The sequence below is a fragment of the Erythrobacter sp. YT30 genome (assembly GCF_001542875.1).
Taxonomy (GTDB): domain Bacteria; phylum Pseudomonadota; class Alphaproteobacteria; order Sphingomonadales; family Sphingomonadaceae; genus Erythrobacter.
This window is the reverse complement of sequence record NZ_LMAF01000002.1, coordinates 1,868,710-1,895,305: the sequence shown is the minus strand read 5'-3', so window position 1 is coordinate 1,895,305 and position 26,596 is coordinate 1,868,710. Positions and strand designations below refer to the sequence as shown.

Annotated in this window: 23 protein-coding genes, 1 tRNA gene, 1 other RNA gene and 1 pseudogene; 12 read left to right on the top strand and 14 right to left on the bottom strand. The window is 57.2% G+C overall.

The features are described 5' to 3' along the window. Positions 1–65 precede the first annotated feature (65 nt). Complete coding sequence (locus AUC45_RS13720; protein ID WP_067603498.1) at positions 66–1,559, top strand: FMN-binding glutamate synthase family protein; 1,494 nt, start codon at positions 66–68, stop codon at positions 1,557–1,559. Positions 1,560–1,590: 31 nt separating this feature from the next. Here AUC45_RS13720 and rnpB read toward each other — a convergent pair. The 4 genes from rnpB to AUC45_RS13700 all read right to left on the bottom strand — a co-directional run bounded on the left by rnpB (position 1,591) and on the right by AUC45_RS13700 (position 4,018). Then, positions 1,591–2,011: RNase P RNA component class A (gene rnpB, locus AUC45_RS13715), an RNA gene on the bottom strand. 41 nt (positions 2,012–2,052) lie between these two features. Next, on the bottom strand, positions 2,053–2,772 hold the full coding sequence (locus tag AUC45_RS13710) for an N-acetylmuramoyl-L-alanine amidase (RefSeq protein WP_369815245.1): 720 nt from the start codon (positions 2,770–2,772) through the stop codon (positions 2,053–2,055). Beyond that, positions 2,769–3,422, bottom strand: a complete 654-nt coding sequence (locus AUC45_RS13705; RefSeq protein WP_067603494.1) for a histidine phosphotransferase family protein — start codon at positions 3,420–3,422, stop codon at positions 2,769–2,771. The genes AUC45_RS13710 and AUC45_RS13705 overlap by 4 nt, the downstream gene beginning before the upstream one ends. Positions 3,423–3,622: 200 nt before the next feature. Next, positions 3,623–4,018 (bottom strand): Mov34/MPN/PAD-1 family protein, encoded by a 396-nt coding sequence (locus AUC45_RS13700; RefSeq protein ID WP_067603492.1) that lies wholly within the window; start codon positions 4,016–4,018, stop codon positions 3,623–3,625. A 17-nt stretch (positions 4,019–4,035) separates the two neighbouring features. On the opposite strand from AUC45_RS13700, the gene AUC45_RS13695 reads away from it, so the two are divergent. The 3 genes and pseudogenes from AUC45_RS13695 to AUC45_RS13685 all read left to right on the top strand — a co-directional run. Next, positions 4,036–4,989: an RluA family pseudouridine synthase gene (locus tag AUC45_RS13695; RefSeq protein ID WP_082701136.1), complete on the top strand. Its 954-nt coding sequence runs from the start codon at positions 4,036–4,038 to the stop codon at positions 4,987–4,989. Between the two features lie 76 nt (positions 4,990–5,065). Continuing rightward, complete coding sequence (gene rpoH, locus AUC45_RS13690) at positions 5,066–6,007, top strand: RNA polymerase sigma factor RpoH (protein ID WP_197409580.1); 942 nt, start codon at positions 5,066–5,068, stop codon at positions 6,005–6,007. Between the two features lie 119 nt (positions 6,008–6,126). Continuing rightward, positions 6,127–7,374, top strand: a pseudogene (locus AUC45_RS13685) (aspartate aminotransferase family protein); the annotation flags it as partial. Between the two features lie 129 nt (positions 7,375–7,503). Here the strand turns inward: AUC45_RS13685 and AUC45_RS13680 are convergent. Next, complete coding sequence (locus AUC45_RS13680; protein WP_067603489.1) at positions 7,504–8,202, bottom strand: imm11 family protein; 699 nt, start codon at positions 8,200–8,202, stop codon at positions 7,504–7,506. A 108-nt stretch (positions 8,203–8,310) separates the two neighbouring features. Beyond that, on the bottom strand, positions 8,311–9,672 hold the full coding sequence (locus AUC45_RS13675) for a M20 family metallopeptidase (protein ID WP_067603488.1): 1,362 nt from the start codon (positions 9,670–9,672) through the stop codon (positions 8,311–8,313). Between the two features lie 104 nt (positions 9,673–9,776). Between AUC45_RS13675 and mtgA the strand changes: the two genes are divergently transcribed. From mtgA to AUC45_RS13655, 4 genes are all read left to right on the top strand, one after another. Then, on the top strand, positions 9,777–10,457 hold the full coding sequence (gene mtgA, locus AUC45_RS13670) for a monofunctional biosynthetic peptidoglycan transglycosylase (protein WP_067603487.1): 681 nt from the start codon (positions 9,777–9,779) through the stop codon (positions 10,455–10,457). A gap of 61 nt (positions 10,458–10,518) precedes the next feature. Next, on the top strand, positions 10,519–11,100 hold the full coding sequence (locus AUC45_RS13665; RefSeq protein ID WP_067603486.1) for a sigma-70 family RNA polymerase sigma factor: 582 nt from the start codon (positions 10,519–10,521) through the stop codon (positions 11,098–11,100). Continuing rightward, the gene (locus AUC45_RS13660) at positions 11,097–11,903 is read left to right on the top strand and encodes an anti-sigma factor domain-containing protein (RefSeq protein ID WP_067603485.1); all 807 of its coding nucleotides are present in this window, start codon (positions 11,097–11,099) and stop codon (positions 11,901–11,903) included. The genes AUC45_RS13665 and AUC45_RS13660 overlap by 4 nt, the downstream gene beginning before the upstream one ends. A gap of 157 nt (positions 11,904–12,060) precedes the next feature. Continuing rightward, entirely contained in the window at positions 12,061–12,642 is a 582-nt protein-coding gene (locus AUC45_RS13655) for a fasciclin domain-containing protein (protein WP_067603483.1), read from the top strand. 470 nt (positions 12,643–13,112) lie between these two features. Here AUC45_RS13655 and clpX read toward each other — a convergent pair whose 3' ends face one another. The 3 genes from clpX to AUC45_RS13635 all read right to left on the bottom strand — a co-directional run bounded on the left by clpX (position 13,113) and on the right by AUC45_RS13635 (position 16,765). Further along, positions 13,113–14,378, bottom strand: coding sequence for an ATP-dependent Clp protease ATP-binding subunit ClpX (clpX, locus tag AUC45_RS13645; protein WP_067603481.1), 1,266 nt, complete (start codon positions 14,376–14,378; stop codon positions 13,113–13,115). Positions 14,379–14,629: 251 nt separating this feature from the next. Then, positions 14,630–15,334 carry an ATP-dependent Clp protease proteolytic subunit gene (locus AUC45_RS13640; protein ID WP_067603480.1) on the bottom strand — a complete coding sequence of 235 codons (705 nt, stop codon included), beginning with the start codon at positions 15,332–15,334 and terminating at the stop codon, positions 14,630–14,632. Positions 15,335–15,424: 90 nt separating this feature from the next. Continuing rightward, positions 15,425–16,765: an acyltransferase family protein gene (locus AUC45_RS13635; RefSeq protein ID WP_067603479.1), complete on the bottom strand. Its 1,341-nt coding sequence runs from the start codon at positions 16,763–16,765 to the stop codon at positions 15,425–15,427. Positions 16,766–16,950: 185 nt separating this feature from the next. On the opposite strand from AUC45_RS13635, the gene AUC45_RS13630 reads away from it, so the two are divergent. Beyond that, positions 16,951–18,528: an amidase gene (locus tag AUC45_RS13630; protein ID WP_082701134.1), complete on the top strand. Its 1,578-nt coding sequence runs from the start codon at positions 16,951–16,953 to the stop codon at positions 18,526–18,528. A gap of 21 nt (positions 18,529–18,549) precedes the next feature. Here AUC45_RS13630 and tig read toward each other — a convergent pair whose 3' ends face one another. Together tig and AUC45_RS13620 are read right to left on the bottom strand one after the other, a co-directional pair. Continuing rightward, complete coding sequence (gene tig / locus AUC45_RS13625; protein WP_067603477.1) at positions 18,550–20,175, bottom strand: trigger factor; 1,626 nt, start codon at positions 20,173–20,175, stop codon at positions 18,550–18,552. 83 nt (positions 20,176–20,258) lie between these two features. Further along, a tRNA-Leu gene (locus AUC45_RS13620) sits at positions 20,259–20,343 on the bottom strand. 192 nt (positions 20,344–20,535) lie between these two features. On the opposite strand from AUC45_RS13620, the gene AUC45_RS13615 reads away from it, so the two are divergent. The 3 genes from AUC45_RS13615 to AUC45_RS13605 are packed head-to-tail and all read left to right on the top strand — an operon-like array spanning position 20,536 to position 22,796. Then, positions 20,536–20,850: a DUF3297 family protein gene (locus AUC45_RS13615; RefSeq protein WP_156423859.1), complete on the top strand. Its 315-nt coding sequence runs from the start codon at positions 20,536–20,538 to the stop codon at positions 20,848–20,850. A 24-nt stretch (positions 20,851–20,874) separates the two neighbouring features. Continuing rightward, on the top strand, positions 20,875–22,332 hold the full coding sequence (der, locus tag AUC45_RS13610) for a ribosome biogenesis GTPase Der (protein ID WP_067603476.1): 1,458 nt from the start codon (positions 20,875–20,877) through the stop codon (positions 22,330–22,332). Beyond that, positions 22,329–22,796 (top strand): DUF2721 domain-containing protein, encoded by a 468-nt coding sequence (locus tag AUC45_RS13605; protein ID WP_067603474.1) that lies wholly within the window; start codon positions 22,329–22,331, stop codon positions 22,794–22,796. Before der ends, AUC45_RS13605 begins: the two co-directional genes overlap by 4 nt. Before the next feature lie 78 nt (positions 22,797–22,874). Here AUC45_RS13605 and bfr read toward each other — a convergent pair whose 3' ends face one another. From bfr to AUC45_RS13585, 3 genes are all read right to left on the bottom strand, one after another. Continuing rightward, complete coding sequence (gene bfr / locus AUC45_RS13600; protein ID WP_067603471.1) at positions 22,875–23,363, bottom strand: bacterioferritin; 489 nt, start codon at positions 23,361–23,363, stop codon at positions 22,875–22,877. Between the two features lie 540 nt (positions 23,364–23,903). Beyond that, a complete protein-coding gene (locus AUC45_RS13590; RefSeq protein WP_067603469.1) occupies positions 23,904–25,172 on the bottom strand; it encodes a DUF418 domain-containing protein in 1,269 nt (422 codons plus the stop codon). 107 nt (positions 25,173–25,279) lie between these two features. Continuing rightward, complete coding sequence (locus tag AUC45_RS13585; protein WP_233998791.1) at positions 25,280–26,395, bottom strand: SPOR domain-containing protein; 1,116 nt, start codon at positions 26,393–26,395, stop codon at positions 25,280–25,282. Positions 26,396–26,596 lie beyond the last annotated feature (201 nt).

Genomic DNA, 26,596 nt, shown 5'->3' with positions numbered 1-26,596 from the left:
CCGCTGTACCCTCTTATACCAACCTTGGCGCCATGCGAGGCCAAGGACCATTGTAGGAGGGCGCTATGACGTCGGTATTGAGCGGATTTTCAACCGCATTCATTTTCGTCCTCGGCCTTGTCGCGCTCGCGCTCGTCGTCACGTTTTTTATTGATCGATACCAGACCGCCGATGCCGTCAGGCGCAATTACCCGGTCATCGGTCGTCTGCGCTATGTCTTCTCAGAGCTGGGCGAATTCTTCCGCCAGTATTTCTTCGCCATGGACCGCGAGGAAATGCCCTTTAATCGGGCGCAGCGCGATTGGGTGTACGATGCCGCAGAAGCCAAATCGACCAATGTCGCGTTTGGATCGACCCGCAATCTGGAGCCGGTGGGCACCCCCATATTCGTAAACTGTCCCTGGCCAACGCTCGAAAAGGACGCCTCCGAAGCGCAGCCGTTGATGATTGGCGAAGGCGCCGCCCGCATTCCTTATAACGCCCCATCAGTCTTTAACATTTCAGGCATGAGCTATGGCGCTTTGTCCAAGCCTGCCATCCAGGCGCTTTCTCACGGCGCATCGCGAGCCGGATGCTGGATGAACACGGGCGAGGGCGGCATGTCCCCATTCCATCTCGAAGGCGGCGCCGACATCGTTTTCCAGATCGGAACCGCAAAATACGGGGTGCGCGACAAGGAGGGAAATCTCTCTGATGACAAGCTGCGCGAAGTGGCAGCGCACGATCAGGTGCGCATGTTCGAGCTCAAGCTTTCGCAGGGTGCAAAGCCCGGAAAAGGAGGCATTCTGCCCGCTGAGAAGGTGAACGAGGAGATCGCCGAAATCCGCGGGATTGAACCGCACACCGCCTCAATTTCCCCCAATCGCCACCCGGACATCGGTAGCATCGACGAATTGCTCGATGCGATAGACCACATCCGCGAGGTGACCGGCAAACCTGTGGGCTTCAAGACCGTCATTGGCGCATATGGTTGGCTCGAGGAGCTGTTTGAAGAAATCAATCGAAGAGGCCAGCAAAGCGCACCCGATTTCATCACCGTCGATGGCGGCGATGGCGGGACAGGTGCAGCTCCCCTTCCCCTGATTGACAATGTCGGCCTGACCCTGCGCGAAGCGCTCCCAATGCTGGTCGATATCCGCAATCGGGCTGGTCTCAAGAATCGCATCCGCATCGTTGCGAGCGGCAAGCTGGTCACCCCCGGCGAAGTAGCCTGGGCGCTGTGCGCTGGTGCTGATTTCGTTATTTCTGCGCGCGGTTTCATGTTTGCGCTTGGGTGCATTCAGGCGATGAAGTGCAACAAAAACACCTGCCCCACCGGCATCACCACTCACGATCCTGACCTGCAACGCGGCCTCGATCCGGCCAATAAGGCGGTGCGCGTGGCAAATTTCGTCAAACAGATGCGCAAGGAAGTCGGCGTTATCGCGCATTCCTGCGGCGTGCCGGAGCCTCGGCGATTAAGGCGATACCACGTTCGCCTGGTTTGCGCCGATGGGCGATCGCGGCCCCTGGACGAACTCTATCCCGAGGCCTCTTCGAAAGATCGTGTGACTGCCTGAACAAGACGGGCAGCGATCCTTACAGAGCCAGTATCAGGGGGCCATCATAAGCCGGGTTCTGTCTCCGCAACCGGTATCCCAAAAGACCAGCGCTGCGGCGGCAGCCATTCATCTGGGCGACCTGTTGCCAAGCCGCTCTAGCAGCCAACCCGGATCTCCTCAGCGCGAAGCGCGCCTGCCGACATGTCGGCGCGAGACCCCTATTTGGCCTTGCTCCGGGTGGGGTTTACCATGCGGACGCTGTTGCCAAACGCCCCGGTGCGCTTTTACCGCACCCTTTCACCCTTGCCTGTATCCTTGCTCGGACCATCGGCGGTATACTCTCTGTGGCACTTTCCCTAGTCGCGCTCGCGAACAAACACTCCCGGCGGGCGTTACCCGCCACCCTTGCTTCGTGGAGCCCGGACTTTCCTCGCTTCCCCAAAGGAAAACGCGGCTGCCTCAGACCCCCTGATAGGGCTCGATATAAGGTGCGTTGCCGGGTTAGGAAAGCCTAACGCGCTGCCCCGCGATCGCGGTCGAGCAATAATTGCCACAATATCGCGCTGATTTGTTGATCGATTTGCCCATCAATCAGCTCGGGCCGCCAGCGGCGCTGAAATGCCTCGACCGTCTTGGGCCCCACCGTAATGTCATATCCGTACCGCTCCAGCGCGAGCATGAATGCGCCATCATTGTGAAACGGATCTCCGCTCGCAAGCTTCGTCGGACGCGGCAGGCAAAGGCCATATTCGGCGAGGCGATCCCAAGGGAAAAGCTCGCCCGGATCAATCTTTCGCGCAGGAGCAACGTCGGAATGGCCCACCACGTTGGCGCGCGGGATATCATGCGTCTTCACGATGCGCGCAACGAGCGGCACAAGCGCTTCAAATTGCGCGTCGGAAAACTCGCGATAGCCCCCGCCATGGCCGGGATGATCAAGCTCAATCCCGATGCTTGCCGAATTCACGTCCTTGTGGCCGCGCCAATAGGAAACGCCTGCGTGCCACGCGCGCTTTTCCTCAGGCACTAGCTGCGTGACAACGCCTTCTTCGCTGATGAGGTAATGCGCACTGACACCCGCTTCAGGGTCGGTGAGCTTGGCGAGTGCCGATTCCACCGGCTTCATCTCGGTGTAATGCAGCACCAACATTGAGATTGGCAGCGCCCGATCATTGAAATTGGGCGATGGCATCACTTCGTGGACGAGCTCGTCGCGCTCCATCCCGCTCATCCAATCATGCCTTCGGGTTGGGGGATTACCGCACCCAGAACAAGCGCGCCATCGGCGAGCTGATATTGGAGGCCGCCGCCCATCTCTTTTGCCAGCAGCGCGATCATGTGGGCAGCAGCTGTCCGGCTGGTGATCTCATCGTGGGAGAGTTCGCCGTGGAGCGCGCGTCCAATCACTTCATCAAAGGCGATCTTTTCAGCCGCGGCGCGCGCGACAATTTCGACATTCCCATCGCGCAGCTCTGCCCCGATGTCGAGCGTTCCACCGCGAACCAGCGCCTCCAGCGCTATTTGCGCAAGATTGAGCATCACTTTGACCGCTGGCTTTGGCAGGCTGGACGATTGGATCGCCCAGTTGAGTTCAACCTTCTTTGCATCAGAAGCCAAGGCAGCAATCACTTCTTGCGCTTCTTCAACCGGAACCGCCTCACCAAATCCGCCTGCAGCGCCAAAAGCGAGACGGAAGAAACGCAGTTTATCGGTGCTGATTTTGGCCGATTGTTCGAGCAACTCGACCACGTTTTCGCGCATTGCCGGATCGGTTTCATCCGCCAACAATTCAAGCCCGTTGGAAAGCGCGCCAACCGGCGAAAGCATGTCATGGCAAAGCCGCGAACACAAAAGCGCGGCGAGATCGGTTTGTGACGTCATTCAGATATTATCGCTTTTTCCTGAATTCAAAAGGTGACGAAGGTGACACCGTGTCAACCTGGCGTATGATGCATAATGCCATGTTCTTAATACGTTAAATGAGATTTTGGCGACCTCGAGTGACAGGGGGAGCAGGGCGAAAAATGATATGTGACCTGCTCTGGATGGACAATCAATAGCGCAGCGATATGCGCAAAACGCTAGCCGGTTGCAATGGCGTAGGAAACGGGGACGAACGCTTTTGGATCATCTCGCCAGCATTTGATCCCATTCGTCCCGGCTATCATCCAGATTTTTCCATCATGTGCTGCAGCTGCGCGGTCGGTCTTTGAAGGAGCTGGATCGCCGCTGGGGTGCGAATGGAAGAAACCGATGGTCTGCGGCCCGCCTTCGCGCTCTGCCCGATACGCATCGATGAGCGCTTGCGGATCGATCTCGAAATGGGTTTCTGGGGTTGGATGGACGTTACCGGTCTCAATAAATTGGGTGATCCGATCGCCCTCGCCCAACAAAATACCGCAGGCCTCGCGCGGGTGCTCCCGCATTACGGCACTCTGCATTGCTTCCATCACGTCTCTTGTCACTTCAATATGCATGGCCCATGCGCTCTACCATGTCCGCAGACGAAATCATCACTGGCACAATCTCCGCCCCCGCACGCCTCGACAAGGCACTGGCAGATGCGACAGAATTGAGCCGTGCACGAATTCAGGCGCTGATTGCAGATGGCCGTGTCTTAGTGAACGGCAAACCTGCTCCTTCGACAAGCGCCAAAGTGCCTGAGGGCGCCGCTTTCAGCATTGCAATCCCCGCTGCCGCTCCAGCCGAAGCGCAGCCGCAGGACATTCCGCTCGACATCGCTTTCGAGGACGAGCATCTTATCGTCGTCAACAAACCCGCCGGCATGGTCGTTCATCCTGCCGCCGGAAATGCGGATGGCACACTCGTCAATGCGCTGCTTTATCACTGCAAAGGCTCGCTTTCGGGCATTGGCGGGGTTGCGCGGCCTGGGATCGTTCACAGGATCGACAAAGATACTTCGGGGCTTCTGGTGGCCGCCAAAACCGATGCTGCGCATGAAGGGCTCGCCGCACAATTCGCCGAGCATACCGTCCACCGCCGATACCTCGCCATTTGCGCGGGTTTTCCTACACCAGCTGAGGGCACTATCGAAGCGCGGATCGGACGATCTGACGCCAATCGAAAGAAAATGGCTGTGCTCGAAAAGAATTCCTCACGCGGGAAACACGCGGTTACCCATTACAAGGTGATCAAACGATTGGCGCATGCGAGTCTCATCGAATGCCGCCTTGAAACCGGCAGGACCCATCAAGTGCGCGTTCACTGTGCGTCAATCGGCCATGCTTTATTAGGAGACCCAACATATGGGCAGACACCCAAGCCTTTGAAATCCCTTTTGTCACAGCAGAATTTCCATCGGCAAGCGCTTCATGCTGCCGAATTGGGCTTTAACCATCCTGTGACACGAAAAAATGTCCATTTCGAAGCCAATCTGCCCCCCGATATGATGGAACTAATCGACCAACTTACCCGTTGTAATCGATGAAAGTGCACCCAAATGCACCCAGTTCGCGTATATGTAACCAAGTGGCCCAGAATTTCGGATGCCCATCAGGGGTCCGATGTCAGCGGTCGACACTGGAAAGGTTAGGAAACAAGTGAGCACATCAAAGTCCCCCTCTGTACCGGCGCTGAGCGGTGAGCAAAGCCTCAATCGCTATCTGTCGGAAATCAAAAAATACCCCGTCCTCACCGCTGAGCAGGAATATATGCTCGCCAAAAGATATGAGGAACACGAAGACCCTGAGGCAGCCGCCCAGCTGGTCTCTTCGCACCTGCGTCTCGTGGCCAAGATTGCAATGGGCTATCGTGGTTATGGCCTGCCTGTGAGCGATCTCATTTCCGAAGGCAATGTCGGCCTCATGCAGGGCGTCAAAAAGTTCGAGCCCGATCGCGGTTTCCGCCTCGCAACCTATGCGATGTGGTGGATCAAGGCGAGCATTCAGGAATACATCCTGCGTTCGTGGAGCTTGGTCAAAATGGGCACCACCGCAGCTCAGAAAAAGCTGTTCTTCAACCTTCGCCGCATGAAAAAGCAGCTTGAGGCGTATGAGGATACCGACCTGTCCCCTGATGACGTGACCAAGATCGCAACCGATCTGGGCGTTCCCGAGCAAGAAGTCGTCAACATGAACCGCCGGATGATGATGGGCGGCGATGGCTCGCTCAACACGCCGATGCGCAATGGCGAAGACGGTTCTGGCGAATGGCAGGACTGGCTGACTGATGATCGCCCCTTGCAGGACGAAACGGTCGCCGACGCTGAAGAAGCAAGCGTACGTCATGAAATGCTGGTTGAAGCGATGGATTCGCTCAATGAGCGTGAGCAGCACATCCTTACTGAGCGTCGCTTGACGGAAAAGCCGCAGACACTGGAAGAACTCTCTCAGGTCTACGACGTGTCACGAGAACGCATCCGGCAGATCGAAGTGCGCGCATTCGAGAAACTACAAAAGGCAATGCAGCGCATCGCTGGTGAGCGTTTGCTTCCCGGAATGGCGTAGGTTTTCAGTCTCACTTTACCCAGTTGAAAGAGGGCCCGGCGCGAAAGCGTTCGGGCCCTCTTCGCATTGAAATCCTCCATGCGGTGTGACAATCCTGTTCCCAAGGATACACGCGGAGGGGATTGCGGATGGACATGCCGAAAACCGGCAAGAGCTGGGAAGAAGTGCGCAAAGAGCTTGAAGCGCGCGGCGCTGGCGATGCAAAATGGCGCGATGGCAAAACGGCTGTCTATGTCTTCAACGCCGGCCCCGAAATCGCCGAAGTCCAGCACGAGGCTTACACAGCCTTCATGTCCGAAAACGGGCTTGGCCCGCTCGCCTTTCCCTCACTGGCGCAAATGGAGCGCGAGGTTGTCGAGATGGCGCTCTCGATCCTCAACGGACCCGACTGGGCGACGGGCGCGATAACCTCTGGCGGCACGGACAGCATCACCATGGCGATGAAAGCCGCCCGCGATTACGCGCGCGCTGAAAAGGGGCTGAAAGGTCCTGCGAACATCGTCCTCCCGCAATCTGCCCACCCCGCTTTCGATAAAGCCGCGCATCTGATGGATGTAGAGGTGCGCCGTATCCCACTCAAAACCGATGGCAGCTACGAAGCGGACCCCAGAGCGATGGGCGATGCGTGCGATGCAGCCACGATCATGATGGTCGGATCTGCGCCCAACTTCCCGCATGGCGTGATCGACCCGATTGAGGCGCTGGGCGATGTGGCGGAGGCAAAAGGCGTTTGGCTGCACACTGATGCCTGTGTCGGCGGGTATTTTGCGCCCTTTGCACGGATGAACGGAGTGCCCGTGCCGCCGTTCGATTTCGAAGTGCCCGCGGTCCGTTCGATCAGCGCTGATCTGCACAAGTACGGCTACGCCGCCAAGGGCGCCTCGACGGTCCTGTTTCGCGACAAGAAGCTTTATGATTATATGCCATTCGACGCGCAGAACTGGAGCGGCGCCCCGATGAAAACGCCCACACTCGCCGGCACCAGACCCGGCGGCGCCATTTCGGCGGCCTGGGCGGTGATGAATGTGCTGGGGGTCGAGGGATACCGCGAAAAACAGGGCTTGGTGTGTGAAACACGCGAGCGAGCCGAAGAAGGCTTCAAACGATTAGGCTTCGAGGTTCTGGGCAAACCCATGCTCGGCCTGATCGCATTCCGCCACCCCGAACACGACAGCTTCGCGATCTATTCCGAGATGTACCGCAAGGGCTGGTTTACTTCGATCACCATCGATCCACCCAGCCTGCACCTGATGCTCTCTCCCAAACACGCCGAAGTGATCGACCAATACATCGAAGACCTCGCGGAAGCTTGCGAAACCGTGGCGAAAGGCAAGGCAGGCGAACGGGTTGAGGCGCGGTATAATTAGGGGCTGACGGCCACAGTTAGGAAACGCCGTGAAAGCACACGGTCATGAAAAGCCGCGCTTTCTCAAGCATGGAGCTGGACTGATGGCGTATGCGATCTCGAGGAAATTCAATTCAGTTGTGACCTGCCATTACCATGCGCTCCGGTCGGTGCGGCCGCTGGCCTCAAATTGTTTCCAGTTGGGAAGGTATGGACCCATCTGTTCCTCTGCGACCCAGACCTCGTCCACAATTTCAACCTTGCTATCGAGTGACAAGACGGAACGAAATCTTGATTTGCGATAAGCGGTGGCAAACTCGTCGGATACAAACGCATCGTCGCAGCCCAGCAAGCCCGCCGTCCACAAATGCTTACCTGCGACTGCCGGCAAGCTCATGTGCAGCTTGCGTGAGCTGGTAGGGGCTAGTCCACCCAGGCTGTACCGCCAGCCGCCAGCATAAGTTTCGACGAAATGCGATTGCTCATCCAATTTCGTCAGTATGCAATCGACGTCTTGCTGGATGGCGAAAAAGTACCAATCGCCGTCAATCAAATCACCGTTGGATCGTTCTAAGCGGATCGGTACGAAGAGATGCATGTCTGGCTCGAACCTCTCGACCAGATCCTTAAAGCGTTGGTTCACTGCGACAGACCCATCGACCAAGGTAATGTCACCGATCCCGGCCTTGTGCGGCGCTCGTTGCCTGAACACCCGTGGGATCGCGCGAGGGTTCACTGGGGTAAACGATCCAACTCCTCGAAAATTGATCGGGCCTTTGCCTTCTGGTTCTTCTGCTTGGACGAAGCCCGGTCCGTAAAAGTTCACCCCTTGATACAGATACCAAGCCATTAAATGATTTCCAAAGCAGACAGACTTTGATCGCGCACTCATGGCCCATTCGTCACGGCGCTTTTAACAGCGCGGCCCAGTGTTCAGAACGCTGTCACCGCATCTCCGTCAGCTTGCAGGCGCCAAATCCAGCACCGCCGCAACCATAGCCCGTGTGCCCAGAGTCACACTCTCTTTCGGTGCGATCTTGAACAAGGGTGAATGATGACTTGGGACGGCGGGGCCGCCATTTTCTGCCGCTTCGAATGCTTCGGGCGGCGTGCCGCCGACGGCGAAGTAGTATCCCGGCACGCCGCGTTCTTCCTCAACGAAGTAGGCAAAGTCTTCTGCGCCCATTCCCTGCTGCTGGAAGGGCATGAACGCATCCTCTCCCAGATCGCGAATCATGACATTGTTCAAACGCCGGGCGAGCTCTTTGTCGTTGTAAGTGACCGGAGTTCCCTCGCTCACCACAACTTTTACCGGCAGATCGTCGGGCAGGCCGTGCGCTTTGCCGGTGTTCACCGCGATCCGCTCAATCGCGGCCAGCAATTGTGCACGCACATCCTCATCATTTGAGCGAACCGTCAATTGAAGGTCCGCCTGATCTGAGATGATGTTGTGTTTTGATCCTGAATGGAAAGAACCCACCGTGATAACGGCGGGCGATAAAGGCATGACTTCCCGGCTGACAATGGATTGAATGCCGGTCACAATCTGCGAGGCTATGTAGACGGGATCGCGCCCCGCATGGGGGCTTGCACCGTGCGCACCAATGCCGGGGACGGTGATATCGACCGAATCCGCGCTCGAATACTGGATGCCTTCTGCCGCGGATACCTTGCCAGTGGGCAGCACGCTGGAGACGTGGAAGGCAAGCGCGTAATCGGGTTTGCCAAAGCGTTCATAGAGGCCATCTGCGAGCATCGCCTTTGCCCCGCCCACGCGTTCCTCTGCTGGTTGCACGATAAACATGAGCGTGCCTGACCATTGATCTTTCATCGCCATCAGCTGTCGCGCCGTGCCGACCATGCTGGTGATATGCACGTCGTGCCCGCAGGCATGCATCACGGGGTATTCCTTCCCATCGAGACCAACCTGTGTTGCGGTTGACGCGTATTCGAGGCCCGATTTTTCGAGCACGGGCAGCCCATCCATATCCGCGCGCAGCAGGATCAGTGGCCCTTCGCCATTTCTGACCATGCCGACAACGCCCGTGCCGCCGACATTCTCCGTCACCTCAAGCCCCGCATCACGCAATTCGGCCGCCATACGTGCGGCAGTCGCGTTTTCGAGGAAAGAGAGCTCCGGGTTCTTGTGGAAGTGGACGAAGAGCGGGGAGAGATAGCTGTCATAATCCGCATCAACCGCAGCCGCGATTGCGCCGTGATCATGTCCTGAACCATTGGCGTGATCGTCAGCGAGCGCAGGGCTGGCAGCAAGCGCGCAAGCCATTGCGATGGAGGCGGCGGCGGAACGGATGGTGCGCATGAATAGTCTCCCCGATATGATTGGCGTCCATAAAGCATGCTCGCCCAGCGGCGGCAAGAATTGCGACGATTGCTCTTGGAAAACAGCCGCTCTAAGGGAGCGCCATGAAACGCCTTGCCGGGATCATCGCGCGCCTTATCGCCAAGCTGATCCTGTGGTTTGTGGGGCTGTCGCTTGTCCTTGTGATCGCGTTCAAATGGATACCAGTACCCATCACTGCGACCATGGTGATGGATGAAAACGGGGCGACGCGCGATTGGGAAAGCCTCGACAATATCGATCCTGATCTTGTTGCCGCCGTCATTGGGGCTGAAGATTCGAAATTTTGCGAACATTCCGGCTTTGACACCGAAGCCATTGAACAAGCTTACAAAGAGAACGCTAAGGGCGGCAAAATCAGAGGCGCCTCCACTATCAGTCAGCAAACCGCCAAGAACGTGTTTCTGTGGCAAGGCGGCGGGTATTTCCGCAAAGGGCTGGAGGCATGGTTCACATTCTGGATCGAGAACGTCTGGGGCAAAAGACGGATAATGGAAGTCTACCTCAACGTCGCTGAAACCGGCATCGGGACATATGGAGCAACGGCCGGCGCGGAAAGGTATTTCAACAATTCCGCCGCGCAATTGTCTCCATCGGAGGCTGCTCGCATGGCGGCGGCCCTGCCCAGCCCTAAAAAGCGCGCCGTCACCAATCCATCGGGCTGGCTGGCGGGCTATGGCCGCAATGTTGAACGCCGTATCGGAGTTGTTCAGCGCGATGGCCTTGATGCCTGTGTCTACGATTGACGCGCAAGCAACTGTCCATCACCATTGACGTTTCGCTGCCCTCGGGGCAATTGCGTGAGCGATGGCGACTAGCCCCACTCCTTCTTCACCTGAAGCGCGCGAAGCTTTGCGCGCGGCAATGGCGCGCCTTGCTGCTGGCGACAGCGATGCGTTGGAAGAAATTTATCAGGCAACGCGGGTGAAACTGTTTGGAATTTGCTTCCGTATCTTGGGGGATAGAAAGGAAGCAGAAGACGCTTTGCAGGACGTTTACGTGAATCTTTGGCAACGTGCGGATCGATACGATCCGGAACGCGCCAGCCCTATTTCATGGCTGGCAACGTTCGCGCGCAACCGCGCGATCGATCGCCTGCGCACGGGTAAAGTGCGCGGCGGCGCGGTGCCCGTGGAAGAGGCCGCGCCCTTGCCTGATGAAACACCTCTGGCCGATGCTTTGCTGATCGACGCGGAAAGGAACGCGCAAATCCACACGTGCCTCAACACGCTGGATGAAAAGGCACAGAAATACATCCGCTCAGCGTTCTTCGAAGGAAACACCTACGCGCAGCTCGCTGAAAAAGCGGACGTGCCATTGGGTACAATGAAAAGCTGGATCCGCCGGGGCCTGATGCGCCTTCGCGCCTGCCTGGAGGCAAGCGAATGAGCGGGCAGGACGATCTCAATCCGATGGAAGAGCGCGACGACAAGATTGTGGCGGCGGAGTACGCGCTTGGTCTCCTTGAAGGCGAAGAACTGCTCACCGCGCGCGGACGGCTGGCGCATGATGCGACCTTTGCCGATCGCAAGGCATGGTGGGACAATTGGTTCGCACCGTGGACCGACGAGATGGGCGCCATGGAGCCTAGCGAAGAGGTCTGGCAGCGGATCAACTCGCGCGTCAATGCGGCACTCGACGCGCCACCAAGCGCAGTTCCATTTGCTGGACCTGTGGTGAACGATTTGGAGACGAGCGATACTGTCGTCGATCTGCGCTCCCGTATTCGCAGATGGCAGTGGACGGCTGGGCTCACATCGGCCGCTGCGGCAGTTGCGCTGGCCTTTGCCGCATTCGGCCCCAACACTGTACCTCAAACAGGTACAACGGAGACACCGCAGTTTGCCGCGGCTGATCCGCTTGTCGCGTCTATCCCGATTGGAGAGACGCAGTTGCGTCTTGGCGTCACTTTCCTGCCCGATAGCGATGAAATGCTCGTATCCGCATCCGGCCTAACCGCAGATGGCGTTCACGATCACGAATTGTGGCTGGTGCCCGCCGACGGATCAGAGCTGCAATCGCTGGGCGTTGTGGTGCCGGGCGAAGAACGCAAGGTTGAGCTCCCCGCAGATATTGCCCGCAATATGGGTGACGGCGTGGAATTGGTGCTCACCCGCGAGCCATTGGGCGGGAAGCCTGATGGCGAGGATGCAGGCCCGGTTGTTGCACAAGGCGCACTTTCGCAGGTGTGAGCAATAGGGGCTGCCATGCCCTTCTCCGGCATCAAGCCTCTGACTTAAAAGTTCTTTTCTAAAAATCTGCAATTGTTTTGCATCCGCAGTTTGGCGGTCTTCGTAGTTAAAAGCGCAAGACCGGGAGGGCTTGTCACAAACAAAGGAGATCCCCCTTATGTCTAAGACTGCTAAACCTTCCCGCTTCGCGAAATCACTTAAGGCCGCTGCGATTGCCGCCGTTGTTGGCACCGCATCTGTCGCGACCATCAGCACCGCTCCGCTCGCTGCGCATGATCATAAGTCTAAAGCTGCACCCAACATTGTTGAAACCGCTCAGAGCACTGGCGTTCACAACACTCTCGTGGCTGCTGTTACCGCTGCCGATCTCGCTGGCACGCTTTCGAACCCCGGCCCATTCACCGTATTTGCACCAACCGACACGGCCTTTGCCAAGCTCCCCGATGGCACCGTGTCGACGCTGCTGCGCCCTCAGAACAAGGGCACGCTGACCAATGTCCTCGTTTACCACGCCGTATCCGGCTCCGTCACATCGGCTGACCTTGTCGAGCTTATCAACAAGCATGGCGGTTCTGCGACGATTGATACGCTGGCCGGCGAGAAGCTGACCGCGCGCCTTTCGGGCGAAACGATTGTCATTACCGACGCAAAAGGCCGCGCGACGGCCGTCACAACTGCGGATGTGCAGACCTCGAACGGCGTAATTCACATCACGGACGGAGTGTTCCTGCCCGCGTAAAACAAGTCACCAAGCTAGCGCTGCTTCACTTTCTTCCCTCCCACGCGAGGCGGCGCTAAACAGGACCCCGCTCGGCCCATCGAACCTCCTGGCCGAGCGGGGTTTCTTGTTTTTAAGCAGTCAGCGAAGCCATCGGCGCATTTTCTGCGAAGGAGCGAAACGAGTTCCGGGTCCATAAATCGGTAGGTATCGGGAATGCCGAGGACTACGATGCGCTTATCATGAAGGGCTTCTCGATGGTCCCGCTGTAGCAACTGTCGATGCTGCTTCTCCATCACAAGTATCAGATCGGCCCACGCAATAAGATCATCGCTTACAGGCTCAACAGCGCCGCGGTTGGTGCCCGCTGACAACGTATTCACACCATCGAAGTCAGCAAAAACATGCTCAGCAGTTGGGCTGCGCCATTGGTTCTAGCTGCAGACAAACAGAAAATTCTGGTCAGGCAAACATACCCGACTTGCAGCCTATCAAGCCGCTTCTTCCTTAGCCTCTTTCGCGCCGTGTACGCGGATCGGATCTTTGTTGCCTTCAACCACTTCGCCGTCGACGACGATCTCGGTGACGCCTTCCATGTCGGGCAGATCGAACATCGTATCGAGCAGGATGCCTTCAACGATAGAGCGCAGGCCGCGAGCGCCGGTTTTGCGCTTGATCGCGCGTTCCGCGATGGCTTTCAATGCGTCTTCGGTGAATGTCAGTTCCACATCCTCGAGTTCGAAGAGTTTCGCGTACTGTTTCACCAGAGCGTTCTTCGGCTCCTGCAGGATCGTCACCAGCGCATCGACGTCGAGATCGTGCAGTGTCGCAATCACCGGAAGACGACCGACGAATTCAGGTATGAGACCGAATTTGAGAAGATCTTCTGGCTCGCTCTTTTCGAGCAGTTCGCCAACCTTGCGCTTGTCCGGATCGGCCACATGCGCGCCAAAGCCGATTGAACGCTTTTGGAGGCGATCGGCGATGATTTTATCGAGACCCGCAAACGCGCCGCCGCAGATGAACAGGATGTTCGTGGTGTCGACTTGCAGAAATTCCTGCTGCGGGTGCTTGCGGCCACCTTGCGGTGGGACAGAAGCCGTGGTGCCTTCCATCAGCTTGAGCAGGGCCTGCTGAACGCCTTCACCCGATACGTCGCGAGTGATTGAGGGGTTTTCAGCCTTGCGAGTAATCTTGTCGATCTCGTCAATGTAGACGATGCCGTGCTGCGCCTTTTCGACATTGTAATCGGATGCCTGCAGCAATTTGAGGATAATATTCTCAACATCCTCGCCGACATAACCCGCTTCGGTAAGCGTCGTCGCGTCCGCCATGGTGAAGGGAACATCGAACGTGCGCGCCAATGTCTGGGCGAGCAGAGTCTTACCCGTCCCCGTGGGCCCCACGAGCAGGATGTTCGATTTCGCGAGCTCGACTTCGCCAGCTTTGCCAGAATGGTGCAGGCGCTTGTAGTGGTTGTGCACCGCGACCGAGAGATTGCGCTTGGCCGAATTCTGGCCGATCACGTAATCGTTCAAAGTCGCAAAAATCTCTGATGGCGTAGGGACTTCGCCGTCTTTCTTGCCAGCGATGCCGGCTTTGGTTTCCTCGCGGATAATGTCATTGCACAGCTCGACGCATTCATCACAGATGAAGACGGTTGGCCCTGCAATCAGCTTGCGCACTTCGTGCTGCGACTTTCCGCAAAAGCTGCAGTACAAGGTGCTCTTGCTGTCGGATCCGCTGAGTTTCGTCATACCAAGTTCCCTTAAATCCGTGCAGGTCTGTTGGGGGCGACCCCATGCCCGGATTCGGTCAATCTATCTTGGACACCAAATGAATCAACACATAGTGCCCGATTTTACGTCCATTCACGCATTAATCGTGAAGTTTGTGGCAATGGTGGCGCGGATTACCGACCACCCGTCACATCGCGGGACAGGTGTACCGCGAAGGGTTTCCAGCACCATTGTCGCCGAGGCGAAAATGATGTTGAAATTAACCCTGATTACTCGGGAGCGCCGCCCGAACCTTGTTCATCGCTATCCTCTTCAGTGTCGGGACGCGTTTCGAAAACCTTGTCGACAAGGCCGAATTCCTTGGCCTCTTCCGCTTCGAGGAAGGTGTCGCGGTCCATCGCTTTTTCGATTTCTTCAAGCGTGCGGCCGGTGAACTTCACGTAAAGATCGTTCATCCTAGTGCGAATGCGCAGGATTTCGCGAGCCTGGATCTCAATATCCGATGCCATGCCGCGCGCACCGCCTGAAGGCTGGTGAACCATGACGCGAGCATTCGGCAGCGCGATGCGCATACCCGGCTCACCTGCAGCAAGAAGGAAGCTGCCCATCGATGCGGCCTGCCCCATCACCACGGTCGAAACGCGCGGTTTGATGTACTGCATCGTGTCGTAAATCTGGAGACCAGCCGTCACCACGCCGCCGGGCGAGTTGATGTACATGCTGATCGGCTTGGATGGGTTTTCGCTTTCGAGGAACAACAGCTGCGCTGTGATGAGCGATGCCATGCCGTCTTCGATCTGGCCGGTCACGAACACGATGCGTTCGCGCAGGAGCCGCGAGAAAATGTCAAAGCTGCGTTCACCGCGGCTGGTTTGCTCAACCACCACAGGCACGAGCGCGCCGGTTTCAGGATCGCGGGTGAACTGCCCCTGTGAGCCGTAAGTTTCGCCGTTGGCGCCAAGCAGATCGATCATGGTCGAGAAATTCCTTCGTGAGTGTCGGACAGGTTATGTCGGGCGGCCTTGTGCTTTTTCAAGGGGGCGCGGTGACAGGCTTGGGGAAAGTCAGGCTGGCTTCGCGGTTTTAACAGTCTGCGCAGCTTTGCCCGGAAAGAATGCGCCAACAAATCCGGGCTTCTTCTTCACCTCACGAACATCGGTTTTGCCGTTGAACAGAAAGCGTAAAGCAGGAATGCGTCGTACCAGAATCTCGTGGATCAGGATGACTGCTGCTGCTGATGCGATGGTTACGATCAAAAATTCGAGCGTGATCGGCCAATCGACGCCGACGAACATCTGCCCGAAGATGTATACGAAACAATGGTGGAAGAGATACATTGAGAGCGCACAGTCAGCGAGCCAGGCGGTGCGCGGGCCTCCTTCATTGAAGAAGCGGTGGAAGAACTGCAGGACAAACAGCACCAGCGTCCAGATGGCGAGCTGATTGAGGAACAGGAGGGCTATGCGGGTTGCAAATGTGCGATCCACGCCGAGTTCGATCCCGGCAGATGCCGTCGCTTCAAAGACAAACGGCATGATGTGGCCCTGATCTGCCATGGGGTAAGGCTGGAAGATTAGAGCTGTCGCGGCAGCAAATGGCATCCACCAGCGCCACTCGACTAGGCTTGCAAGCAAACGCGGGGAGAGTGCTGCCATGACGCCAATAACGAAGAACGGAAATTCGCTCGTCAATTTGTACCAGCTCTGGAAACCGGGAAAGAGGAGATCATACCCGCCTGGAACGAGCGCCGCAGCAGAGTAATTCGCCGTATTGGCAAACCCCAGGAACAACAGCACGAACACAAATGGTAGTCCGCCGCTCGCAACGCGCCCTGCCCAATCGGAAAACGTCACTGACCATCCGCGAAGCCCAGCATTCTGGGGCAGGACTGCGTGCACGATTGCCGCGAGGATAAACATCGGGATCAGGCTGACGAGAAACCAGAGGTGCAATTGCCAGGTCCCATCGGCCCAAATCTGGATGAAATGCGGACTACCGATCCATTCGAGAATTGAGCCTTTTCCGCCCGCGTCGCTCAAACGCAGATAATGCTCAAGCATATTGAAGCTTACCGCGATCATGATCAGCGGGATCGCGGTGCGTTGAAACCTGTTCCAGACAAATCCGACCACACTGCGCCGCGCCAACAGCAGCACTGCAAAGAAGCCGCCAACGAAGAAGAAAGTCGGTGTGACAAACAGGTGGAAGGCGAAAATCAGCCAGTCGAAAAAGACCGCGCGATCCTCATTGCCAGTGATCCATGGCCGCATAGGCGCATAGACAGTGCCCGCATGCAGCGCGACCGACAGGAACATCAGCACCGAACGCGCACCATCGATATCGTGATAGTGCTTGCGCTTCGGCGCGATGCCAGCGATGTTGGAGGCGGTGAGAGTCTCGGTCATTGAGAGCCGTGTCTATACCAGAATCGAGTTTCCTGATTGCAAAATTGCATTGCGTTTTTTGTCAGTGCTGGCGCGCAATACAAATGCCCGCACAGCCGCGTTCGAGATCAGGACTGTCGCGCTCCATTTCTTAACGAGGCGGCGTGAGGCTTGATTTGGGTAAAGGATGGGGTGAGACAGGGACTATGCTGTCCAAAACTATGACCCTAGCTAGCGCCGCCGCGTTGTTGGCCAATACGCAACCCCTCACCGCGAGTGATCAATCTCAAGACGAGCCGCGGGTCTTGGAAATCGGTCCCCACAAAGAAACTTCTACAAAAGAGACAACGCCGCCCAGTCGTGAAGAAATCCGCGCGATGATGGCTATGGCAGCCATAAACGAGCTCGATAAAGGCCCCGATGGTCTAAATTCGATTATCGCACTTGCGCCCAACATAATCGATCAAGTGCGCGCCCAGCAAAACCGCGGACTGCCTCTTGATGGCAAAACCGTGCTCGTCAAAGACAATATCGATACTCGCGAATTGCCAACAACCGCTGGCAGCCTGGCCTTGAAGGATAACTTTACAGGCCGCGATGCACCTTTGATTGCCAATTTGCGCGCGGCAGGCGGCGTAGTGATGGGCAAAACCAACCTGTCCGAATGGGCCAATATCCGAAGCGAGGATTCCACCAGCGGCTGGAGCGCCATTGGTGGGCTTACTCGAAACCCTCACGCCATTGATCGCAATTCGTGTGGCTCATCATCGGGCAGCGGGGCGGCGATTGCAGCGGGATTTGCGTGGGGAGCCATCGGTACGGAAACGAACGGCTCGATCACATGCCCCGCGTCGATCAACGGCATCGTCGGCTTTAAACCCAGCGTAGGCATCGTCAGTCGTACGCATGTTGTGCCGATTTCCTCAACGCAGGACACGGCAGGGCCCATGACGCGGACAGTGCGCGATGCGGCGCTCTTGCTGAGCGCGATTGCGGGCGAGGATCCTGACGACCCCGTAACGCTTATCGCGCCGCGCCTTGCTGACTACAGCGTTGGACTGGATGATGCCTCGCTCCAAGGGGTGCGCATAGGCGTGATGCGTAATCAGATCGGCAATCAGGCTGATCTGGCTGACGTTTTCGAGACAGCCCTTGCGGATATGGAAAGGGCTGGTGCGGCGCTGGTCGACATCGAATTCGACGTGAACAATCAGATGTTTCGCGACAGCTATATCGTTCTCAAATACGAATTGCGCGAAGGGATGGCAGAATACCTGCAATCAATCCCGGAATTGCCTGATGGCAAAACCCCGCGATCGCTCGCCGACTTGATCGCTTTTAACAAAGCCAATGCGGACACCGAATTGCGCTGGTTCGGCCAAGAAATCTTCGAAGCGGCCGAGAAAGAGACTTTCCGCGAGAAGTACGAATTAGCTCGATCAAACGCTTTGCGAATTGCCGGCGAGGAAACGCTCGACATGCTTCTTGCCGAGCACGACGTCGAATTCCTCATCGCCCCAACCCGCGGGCCTGCCTGGGTGAGCGATCTTGTGAATGGCGACAGCTTTAACGGCTTTATCGGTTTTGGATCACCTGCTGCTATTGCAGGCTATCCGCACCTCACCGTTCCTATGGGGCACATAGAGGGCCTACCGATCGGCATCAGCTTTTTCGGAGCTAAATGGGCTGACTATGATGTGTTGAACGTCGGCGCTGCATACGAAAAGGCGCGGACAGCTGAGCTGCCAACGCCTTCGTTCAAACGATGGGAACCGGCCGAGTGAACTCTCGGCCGGTTCGAAGTCTTAGTCAGCCTTCTTGGCAGGCGCCTTTTTGGCCGCAGGCTTCTTGGCAGGAGCCTTCTTCGCAGCCGGCTTCTTAGCCGCTGTCGTTTTCGCCGCTGCTGGCTTCTTCGCCGCAGTGGTTTTGGCAGCCGGTTTCTTCGCCGGGGCCTTTTTGGCTGGCGTTTTCTTGGCAGCGGGCTTTTCGTCAGCATCCGCCTTTTTGGCTGGAGCCTTCTTCGCAGGCGCCTTTTTCGCTGCTGGCTTTTTCGCTGGCGCTTTCTTCTTCGGAGCAGCCTTCGCCTTTTCAGCCTCAGCGTCTTCCTCAGCTTCAATCGCCGCCTGAAGTTCCTCTGCAGTCACTTCACGCTCGGTCACTTCAGCCGTATCAAACAGGAAATCGACCACTTTGTCTTCGTAAAGCGGCGCGCGCAGCTGAGCAGCGGCCATCGGGTCTGATTGCACGTATTGAATAAAGCGCTCGCGATCTTCCTCGCGATATTGCTGCGCCGCTTGCTGGATGAGCATCGACATTTCCTGGCTGCTCACCTCGACGTTGTTCGCCTGGCCGATTTCGGACAAAAGCAGGCCAAGACGCACGCGGCGTTCAGCGATCGCCTGATAGTCGTCCTTTTCAGCTTCGATTTCTTTCAGCGCCGCATCAGGATCTTCTTCCTTGGCCGCTTCCTGCTGAAGCTGGTTCCAGATCTGGTTGAATTCTGCATCCACCATCTGGCTCGGCACTTCGAAATCGTGCCCAGCCGCCAGCGTATCGAGCAGCGAACGCTTCATCTGGGTGCGCGTCAGGCCAGCGGTCTGCTGTTCGAGCTGACCTTTCATGATCTCTTTCAGCTTATCCAAGCTGTCGAGGCCGAGGTTCTTTGCGAACTCCTCGTCGATCTTGGTTTCGGTTTCGACCTTCACCGCTTTCACGGAAACATCGAAAGTCGCCTCTTTCCCGGCGAGATGCTCAGCCTGATAGTCATCGGGGAAATTGACCGTGATGGTCTTTTCATCGCCCGCTTTCACGCCGACCAACTGATCTTCAAAGCCCGGGATGAAGGAGCCTGAGCCGAGCACCAGAGGCGTATCTTCCGCCTTGCCGCCTTCAAATTCTTCGCCGTCGATCTTGCCAACGAAATCAATGATCAGCTGGTTGCCGTCGGCCGCTTTCTTCGTTTTTGCGGCGTCTTTATAGCTCTTGTTCTGACCAGCAATGCCCTGGATCGCTTCGTCGATCTGTTCATCGGTGACAGGAACAACCAGCTTTTCAAGCTTCAGCCCTTCAACGCTTGGCGCTTCGATTTCAGGCAACACTTCAAGCTCAACGGTAAGCTCAGCGTCCTTGCCCTCTTCGTAGCCTTCGCCAAGATTGATCTGCGGCTGCATCGCAGGGCGCAGCTCTTCATCTTTGATCAGACTGTCGACCGAGGACTGAATGACATCGTTCACCACCTGCGCGTGAAGCTGTTCGCCGTGCATCTTCTTCACGAGATTCGCAGGCACCTTGCCAGGACGGAAACCCGGCATTCTGACTTGCGGAGCGATCTTCTTGATTTCAGCGGTGATCTTCTCGCTGATCTCATCAGCGGTGATCGTGATCGCGTAAGCGCGCTTCAGGCCTTCATTGGTGGTTTGCTTTGTCTGCATGGGGCTACTTTTTTGAGAGCTTTCTTCTTCGCAAATTCAAAAGGGGTGCTTCGATCCGGTACCACGCGGTCCGGGGCGCGAATTGGTGCGGGCGAAGGGACTCGAACCCCCACATCTTGCGATACCAGAACCTAAATCTGGCGCGTCTACCAATTTCGCCACGCCCGCATTCCGAACGAAGCCGCGCGGGAAACCAAGCCGGCTCCCGCGCGCATCTGGGAGGCCCTGTATCGCCGCTTTTGCCAAAGGGCAAGCGTAGCCTGCGCCAATGAACAGGACAGTGTTCGCTTGTTTAGCAGCTATGAGCGCACTAAGGCGCGAAAAAACGGGCGTGCAAGCGCCAAACGCATAAGGATGGATATGTCAGACGAAACCCCCGAAACCAAGGAAACCAGCGCAAAGAGCGGCGCTGATGTGCCGCCCGATCACCTCGCCGTGCACCCTGCCAGCCCGCATTTCGATGCCGAAGTGCTGCAGCGCGGCGTTGGCATTCGCTTCAAAGGCAAAGCGCGCACCGACATCGAGGAATACTCGATCTCCGAAGGTTGGGTGCGCGTCCAGGCAGGCAAGACCGTTGACCGCAAGGGCCGCCCCTTAACGCTAAAGCTCACCGGCCCGGTTGAGGCATGGTTTGAAGACCTCGGCGATGATCCGCCTGTGGCGAAAAAGGACTAAATCGCGCCGCCAAGCGTCTTTTCCATGAGCACCTCTCCCCTTCCCCTGACCAAGCCCGAAGTTGTCATTATCGGGCGTCCCAATGTGGGCAAATCGACCCTGTTCAACAGGCTCGTCGGCAAAAAGCTCGCGCTGGTTGATGATCAGCCGGGAGTGACGCGGGACCGGCGGATGGGGGATGCAGAGATTGCGGGATTGCAGTTCACTGTAGTCGACACAGCAGGGTGGGAGGATGAAGATGACCTCACCCTTCCTGGTCGCATGCGCAAGCAGACAGAGGCCAGCCTTGAGGGTGCAGATGCCGCGATGTTTGTCGTTGATGCACGCGCTGGGCTGACCCCGCTCGACAACGAAATCGCGCGCTATCTGCGCGAATATGACGTGCCGATCGTGCTGGTCGCCAACAAGGCTGAGGGGAAAGCGGGCGAATCGGGTGTTCTTGAATCCTATTCGCTGGGTTTGGGCGATCCGGTGCCTTTATCGGCTGAACATGGCGAAGGGGTCGCCGATCTTTTCGGCGCATTGTGGCCTGTAATTGGTGAACAGGCCGAAGCATTCGAAGCCGCCGCATCGGCGCCGGCGGACGAGGAAGACGATGAGGACGCGCCGCTTGGCCCGTTAAAGCTCGCGATTGTCGGGCGGCCCAATGCTGGCAAATCAACGCTGATTAACCGCTTGCTTGGCGAAGATCGCCTACTCACGGGCCCCGAGGCAGGGATCACGCGCGATTCGATCGCTATCGACTGGCAATGGGAAGATCCCAAGTCTGGCGAAACCCGCGATATCCGGCTGATCGACACTGCGGGCATGCGCAAAAAGCGCAATGTCACCGAAAAGCTTGAGAAACTCTCGGTTGCCGATGCGCGGCGTGCGGTCGATTTTGCCGAAGTCGTCGTGCTGCTGCTCGATGCGACGCAAGGGCTGGAGCACCAGGACTTGAAGATCGCCAGCATGGTCCTTGAAGAGGGCCGCGCCTTGATGGTTGCGATCAACAAATGGGACGTCGCTGAGGATGCGAGCGGCTTATTTAACGGCATCCGGGCAGCGCTTGATGATGGACTTGCACAAGTGCGCGGCGTTCCCCTGTTCGCGGTAAGCGCGAAAACCGGCAAGGGGCTCGACACGATGCTGGGCGCTGCTTTCACCATTCGCGAAAGCTGGTCAAAGCGGGTGCCGACTGCCGCGCTCAATCGCTGGTTTGACGATGCGCTCGCCGCCAATCCGCCCCCAGCACCCGGAGGGCGCCGGATCAAGCTGCGCTATATCACGCAGGCAGGCACTCGCCCGCCGCGCTTTGTGGTGTTCGGTACACGGCTTGATGACCTGCCCAAAAGCTATGAACGATATCTGGTGAACGGCATCCGTGCGAAGCTTGGATTTGAGGCGGTGCCCGTTCGCGTGACGCTCAAAAGCCCCAAAAATCCCTACAACGCCAATCGCGGCGGAGGTGGGAATTATTCGAGCGGGGACAAGAAGTCGTGATCGAGCTTTTCTCAGCCGCAGGCATTGCGACGGAAATCATCGAGCGCACATCGAACACGCCTGACGTTCAACGCGCGGTGCAGCTCTCGCTCGCGCCCGCATTCCTGCTGGTTGCTATCGGCTCAATCATGAACGTGATGGTCACCCGGCTGAACTGGATTGCTGGACGCATTGAGAGACTGGATGAATTCCAGCCAAAAGAAGACAGCTCAATGAAAGCTGCCGAACTTGCATGGCTGCGCGCAAGGCGATCGATTTCAAGGAGGGCGATAAAATACTCGACCGGAGCCGCGTGCGTTATCAGCGTGGTGATCGCGCTGTTGTTCGTATCAGTCTACATCGATGCGCGGATCGGCACGTTTGTCGCAGTGTTATGGGTGGTGACGATGGGGCTCTTGATCTTCGCTCTGTCGCAATTCCTGCGCGAGACTTTGTTGGCCGCTGAGGGACCGCGCAAGGGCTAGTAGACCTCTCAAAAGAAAAGGGGCACTCGCATCAAAGCGAGCACCCCATTCGAGAGCAAATGTCTCACTTATCTTGGTTCAACCCTCGCCCTCGCCTGCGGCCTGACTTTGCAGTTGCACGTAGTTTTCCAGTCCCATGCGCTCAATCAGGTCGAACTGGGTTTCCAGGAAATCGACGTGTTCTTCTTCGTTATCGAGGATGTAGGCGAACAGATCGCGGCTCACGTAATCGCGCACGCTCTCGCAATATTCGATCGCATCGCGCAGCAGTGGGATCGCATCCTCCTCGAGCTTCATATCCGCTTCGAGGATTTCCTTGACGCTTTCACCAACCCGCAGGTTGTGGATCGCCTGGAAGTTGGGCAGACCGTTGAGGAACAGGACACGCGCAGCAAGCTTGTCAGCATGCTCCATTTCCTCGATTGATTCCTTGCGCTCATAGGCAGCAAGTTTGGTCACGCCCCAATCATCGAGCACGCGGTAATGGAGCCAATACTGGTTGATCGCGGTCAGCTCGTTCGTGAGCGCCTTGTTGAGAAATTCGATGACTTTTTGATCGCCCTTCATGGCGTGTGCTTCCTTATGAAATGTCACACGCGAATGCGTGCGCGGATAGTGTCTACGCATCGTAATATGCGCATCCACCCCCTCCGCACAAGGGGTGGGCCCGAAATTTTCCTATATTTTTCAGCTACTTGAAAACCGTTCTCAGTAACGGTGCACGCCCTTAGACTGCGACTCGATTGCAAGAGGTCGCGGCGCGGTGTTCGTCGATGATCTGGCCCGCTTTCACAAGGCATTGTCCGCAATTGGGTTTTTTGCCCAAGCTGGCATAGGTCGCCACTGCATCACCAAGGCTGTCTGACGCGGCGTTGCGCAAATCCGTTTCTCTGATTGCGTTACAGATACAGATATACATTGACTGAGAATCACTCCTGCGAAGCGTTTGCAAAAGCAATTTATGCGAATTATTCTCAGTTGCAAGGATTTCTTTTACTACGCAGCGCATCCGCGCCGCGATATCCTCGCTCATGCGATCAAAGATCGCGTCGCTGCGGGCGGGCAGTCGCCCTTGCGGTCGCTGCACGACCGTTTCCACTGGAGACCTCAACGCTTAAGAGGAAACAGCTTCCTATAAGTCAGGCACCGCCACAACCATTCGAGGGGACCATAGCGATAGCGGTCGAGCCACGGCTTTGACCACGCAAGCATCAATATGCAGGTGAGCGCGGTTACCAGGTAAAGCTGCGGGCGGTTGAGCTCTCCGAATAGCCCCAGCGCCCAGCCGTGGAAGACAAACATCATCACGATCGATGTGCCAAGGTAATTGGTGAAGGCCGCCCTTCCTGCAGCGCGTACCCGTTCTGCCAGCCATCCCGTCCATTGCGGTGAATACACAATCAGCAGAGCCGCAAGCCCCAGCACCATCGCAAGCCGCGGCAGCATGCTCCACGCAAGGAAAGCAGCATTGCCTGCGTAAAAGCCAAACCCGCTTTGCTTTACAACCAGCCCAATCCCGAAATGCGCAAGTCCGCCAAGTATCAGACCCGCCCAGCCCCAGCCGATCATCCGATTTCGGGGGAACTCACCGCTAAAAAATCCAAACCGGTAGAGCGCCATTCCAAGCAGCATCAGCGGCAGCGTTTCAAAGACAAAAAGCATCGCATTGGTGGGGATCATGATCCATTCTTCGATCACCCGCTTTTCAACGAGCCCCGCATAATCGCCGGACTGTTTGAGCTCAGCCGTCTCAGCGTCATCGGCGAGCGACTCGTCGATGCCATCGATCAGCCCGACACGCATTTCTTGGTAGACTTCCTGCTCGCCAGCGGGCGTTTCAGCGACGATGTAAAAGAAGGTGAAGACGACAGCGTAGAAAAGCGCCCCAAAGACATAACCGACAATACCAACTGTCAGCTGCATTCTCGCGGTCCAGCGCAGGCAAGCGACTGCGATAAAGCCGATGAGGCCATACATGGCGAGGATATCGCCCATCCAGATAAAGAAGAAATGCAAGCAACCAAAGCAGAAGAGGAGGAATAGCCGCCACATCTGCAAGGATCGCGAGCCGCCGCGTTCCCATACGCGCTCCATAAAGAGATACATGCCTGCACCAAAAAGCAAGGTGAACAGGCCGCGCATCTTGCCATCAATCAGCACAAACTGTGCGATCCACTGCCAGCCGCCTGGATCTGCTGGATCAACCATGAATGCCTCAGGATAGAAATACGCGCTGAAAGGCTGTCCGAAAGCGATAATATTGGCCGCGAGAATACCCATGACCGCGATCCCGCGGATAAAATCGAGCGTGCCGATGCGATTGGCCGACGTGACCGGCGCCTGCGGAGCATTCTCCTGATTGATAGTATCGCTCATGCCGTTCCCCCTTGCATCGCTCAGGGTTTAGCATGTGGTCTGATCAAGGAAACCCAAACCCGCCGAGCAACCGACTGGGCTCGCTCAGTGCAAGGAACAGGTCGGCCTCAAGTCTTCTTGACGAGACAATCCTGGCCTTGGCGTTTCAGCGCCGCACATGCGCGTCGTGCCGCGCTCTGGCTTTCAAAACCAACGGCAAGCAGGCGCGTCACCCGGCCACTTGGCACCAGTGATTTGCGAGTACCTGCAAGCGCTGGGTTGCTGGAAAGCCGCGACCAGAGCTTGTCCGCATTAGCTGAAACGCCGAAGGCTCCCAATTGCAGTCCCCAAGGCCCCGTAGCAGTGGTTGCAAGCGCGCCAGGCGCAGGCGTTGCTGCGACATCGCGATAAGGCGCGCGCTCATTGGGTTGCGGGGTCGGCAGGCGATATTGAGGAACCGGTTGTGGTGCAGGCGGAAGACCTTGCGGCGCTGTCGACGCCTGTGTCGAGGCCGGCGGTGCAGATGCGGTACGATGCGGCGCACGCGGTGCAGGGTCCACGATTGGAGTTCTCATATCAACAGGCTCTACCACGCCAAGGTCGACTGCAGCCAATCGCGTGGCCAAACGCTGATCGGCTTCGCTTTTTAGAGAAACAGCCAGCGACTGTGCCGCCTGGCGTTCCTTGACAGGAATGTACTGGTCCATCTGCGCGAGCGCCTTATTCGCCTGCGGCAAGCCAGCCGATTGAGAAAGCGTCATCAAGGCATAGGCGCGCACCCAGTCTTTTTCGGCATAGTCCGCGTTGAAATGCGCAAGACCCAAAATGTATTGCGCGCGCGGATCGCCGCGTCCTGCCGCTGCTTCAATCAACGGCATAGCCTTATCCTGCTCACCCTGCTGGAATAGCAGCAGACCATAATTATCGGCGGCCTTGATATGCCCCCGCTGTGCAGCCTGAAGATAAAGATCGCGCGCCTTATCGATGTCAGTCGGAACACCCCGGCCAAGCCGATACGCCTGGGCCAAATTGAACATGGCATCGACATCACCTTGCGCCGCGGGTTCGCGCCATTCCGCAACCGCGCGGGTGTAGTCTCCGGCGCTCCAAGCATCGACGCCCGCTTTCACATCGGCCAAAGCTGGTGCAGCAACTAACAATGCAGCAATTGCGCCCACGCCGGACAGCAGACGCCGTTGGCTCCGCATCTGATTGATAGATCGTATGTCCAAGCGCTTTGCCATGGTGATGAGCCCCTTTTGCTTTTCCGTCGGCACGCCGCCCATACCACAAATAAAGGTATGCCGCAGGACGCGCGTCAACTTGCGCCAATTTATAGTGAACGAAGTATTATCATTTCGTTGCAGCGCCTTGGCAACAAAAGACGCCTCTCCAAAGGCGCCCTGTTAACGCAAAATTAGGGGTAGTCTGCGATCTCAATGGCA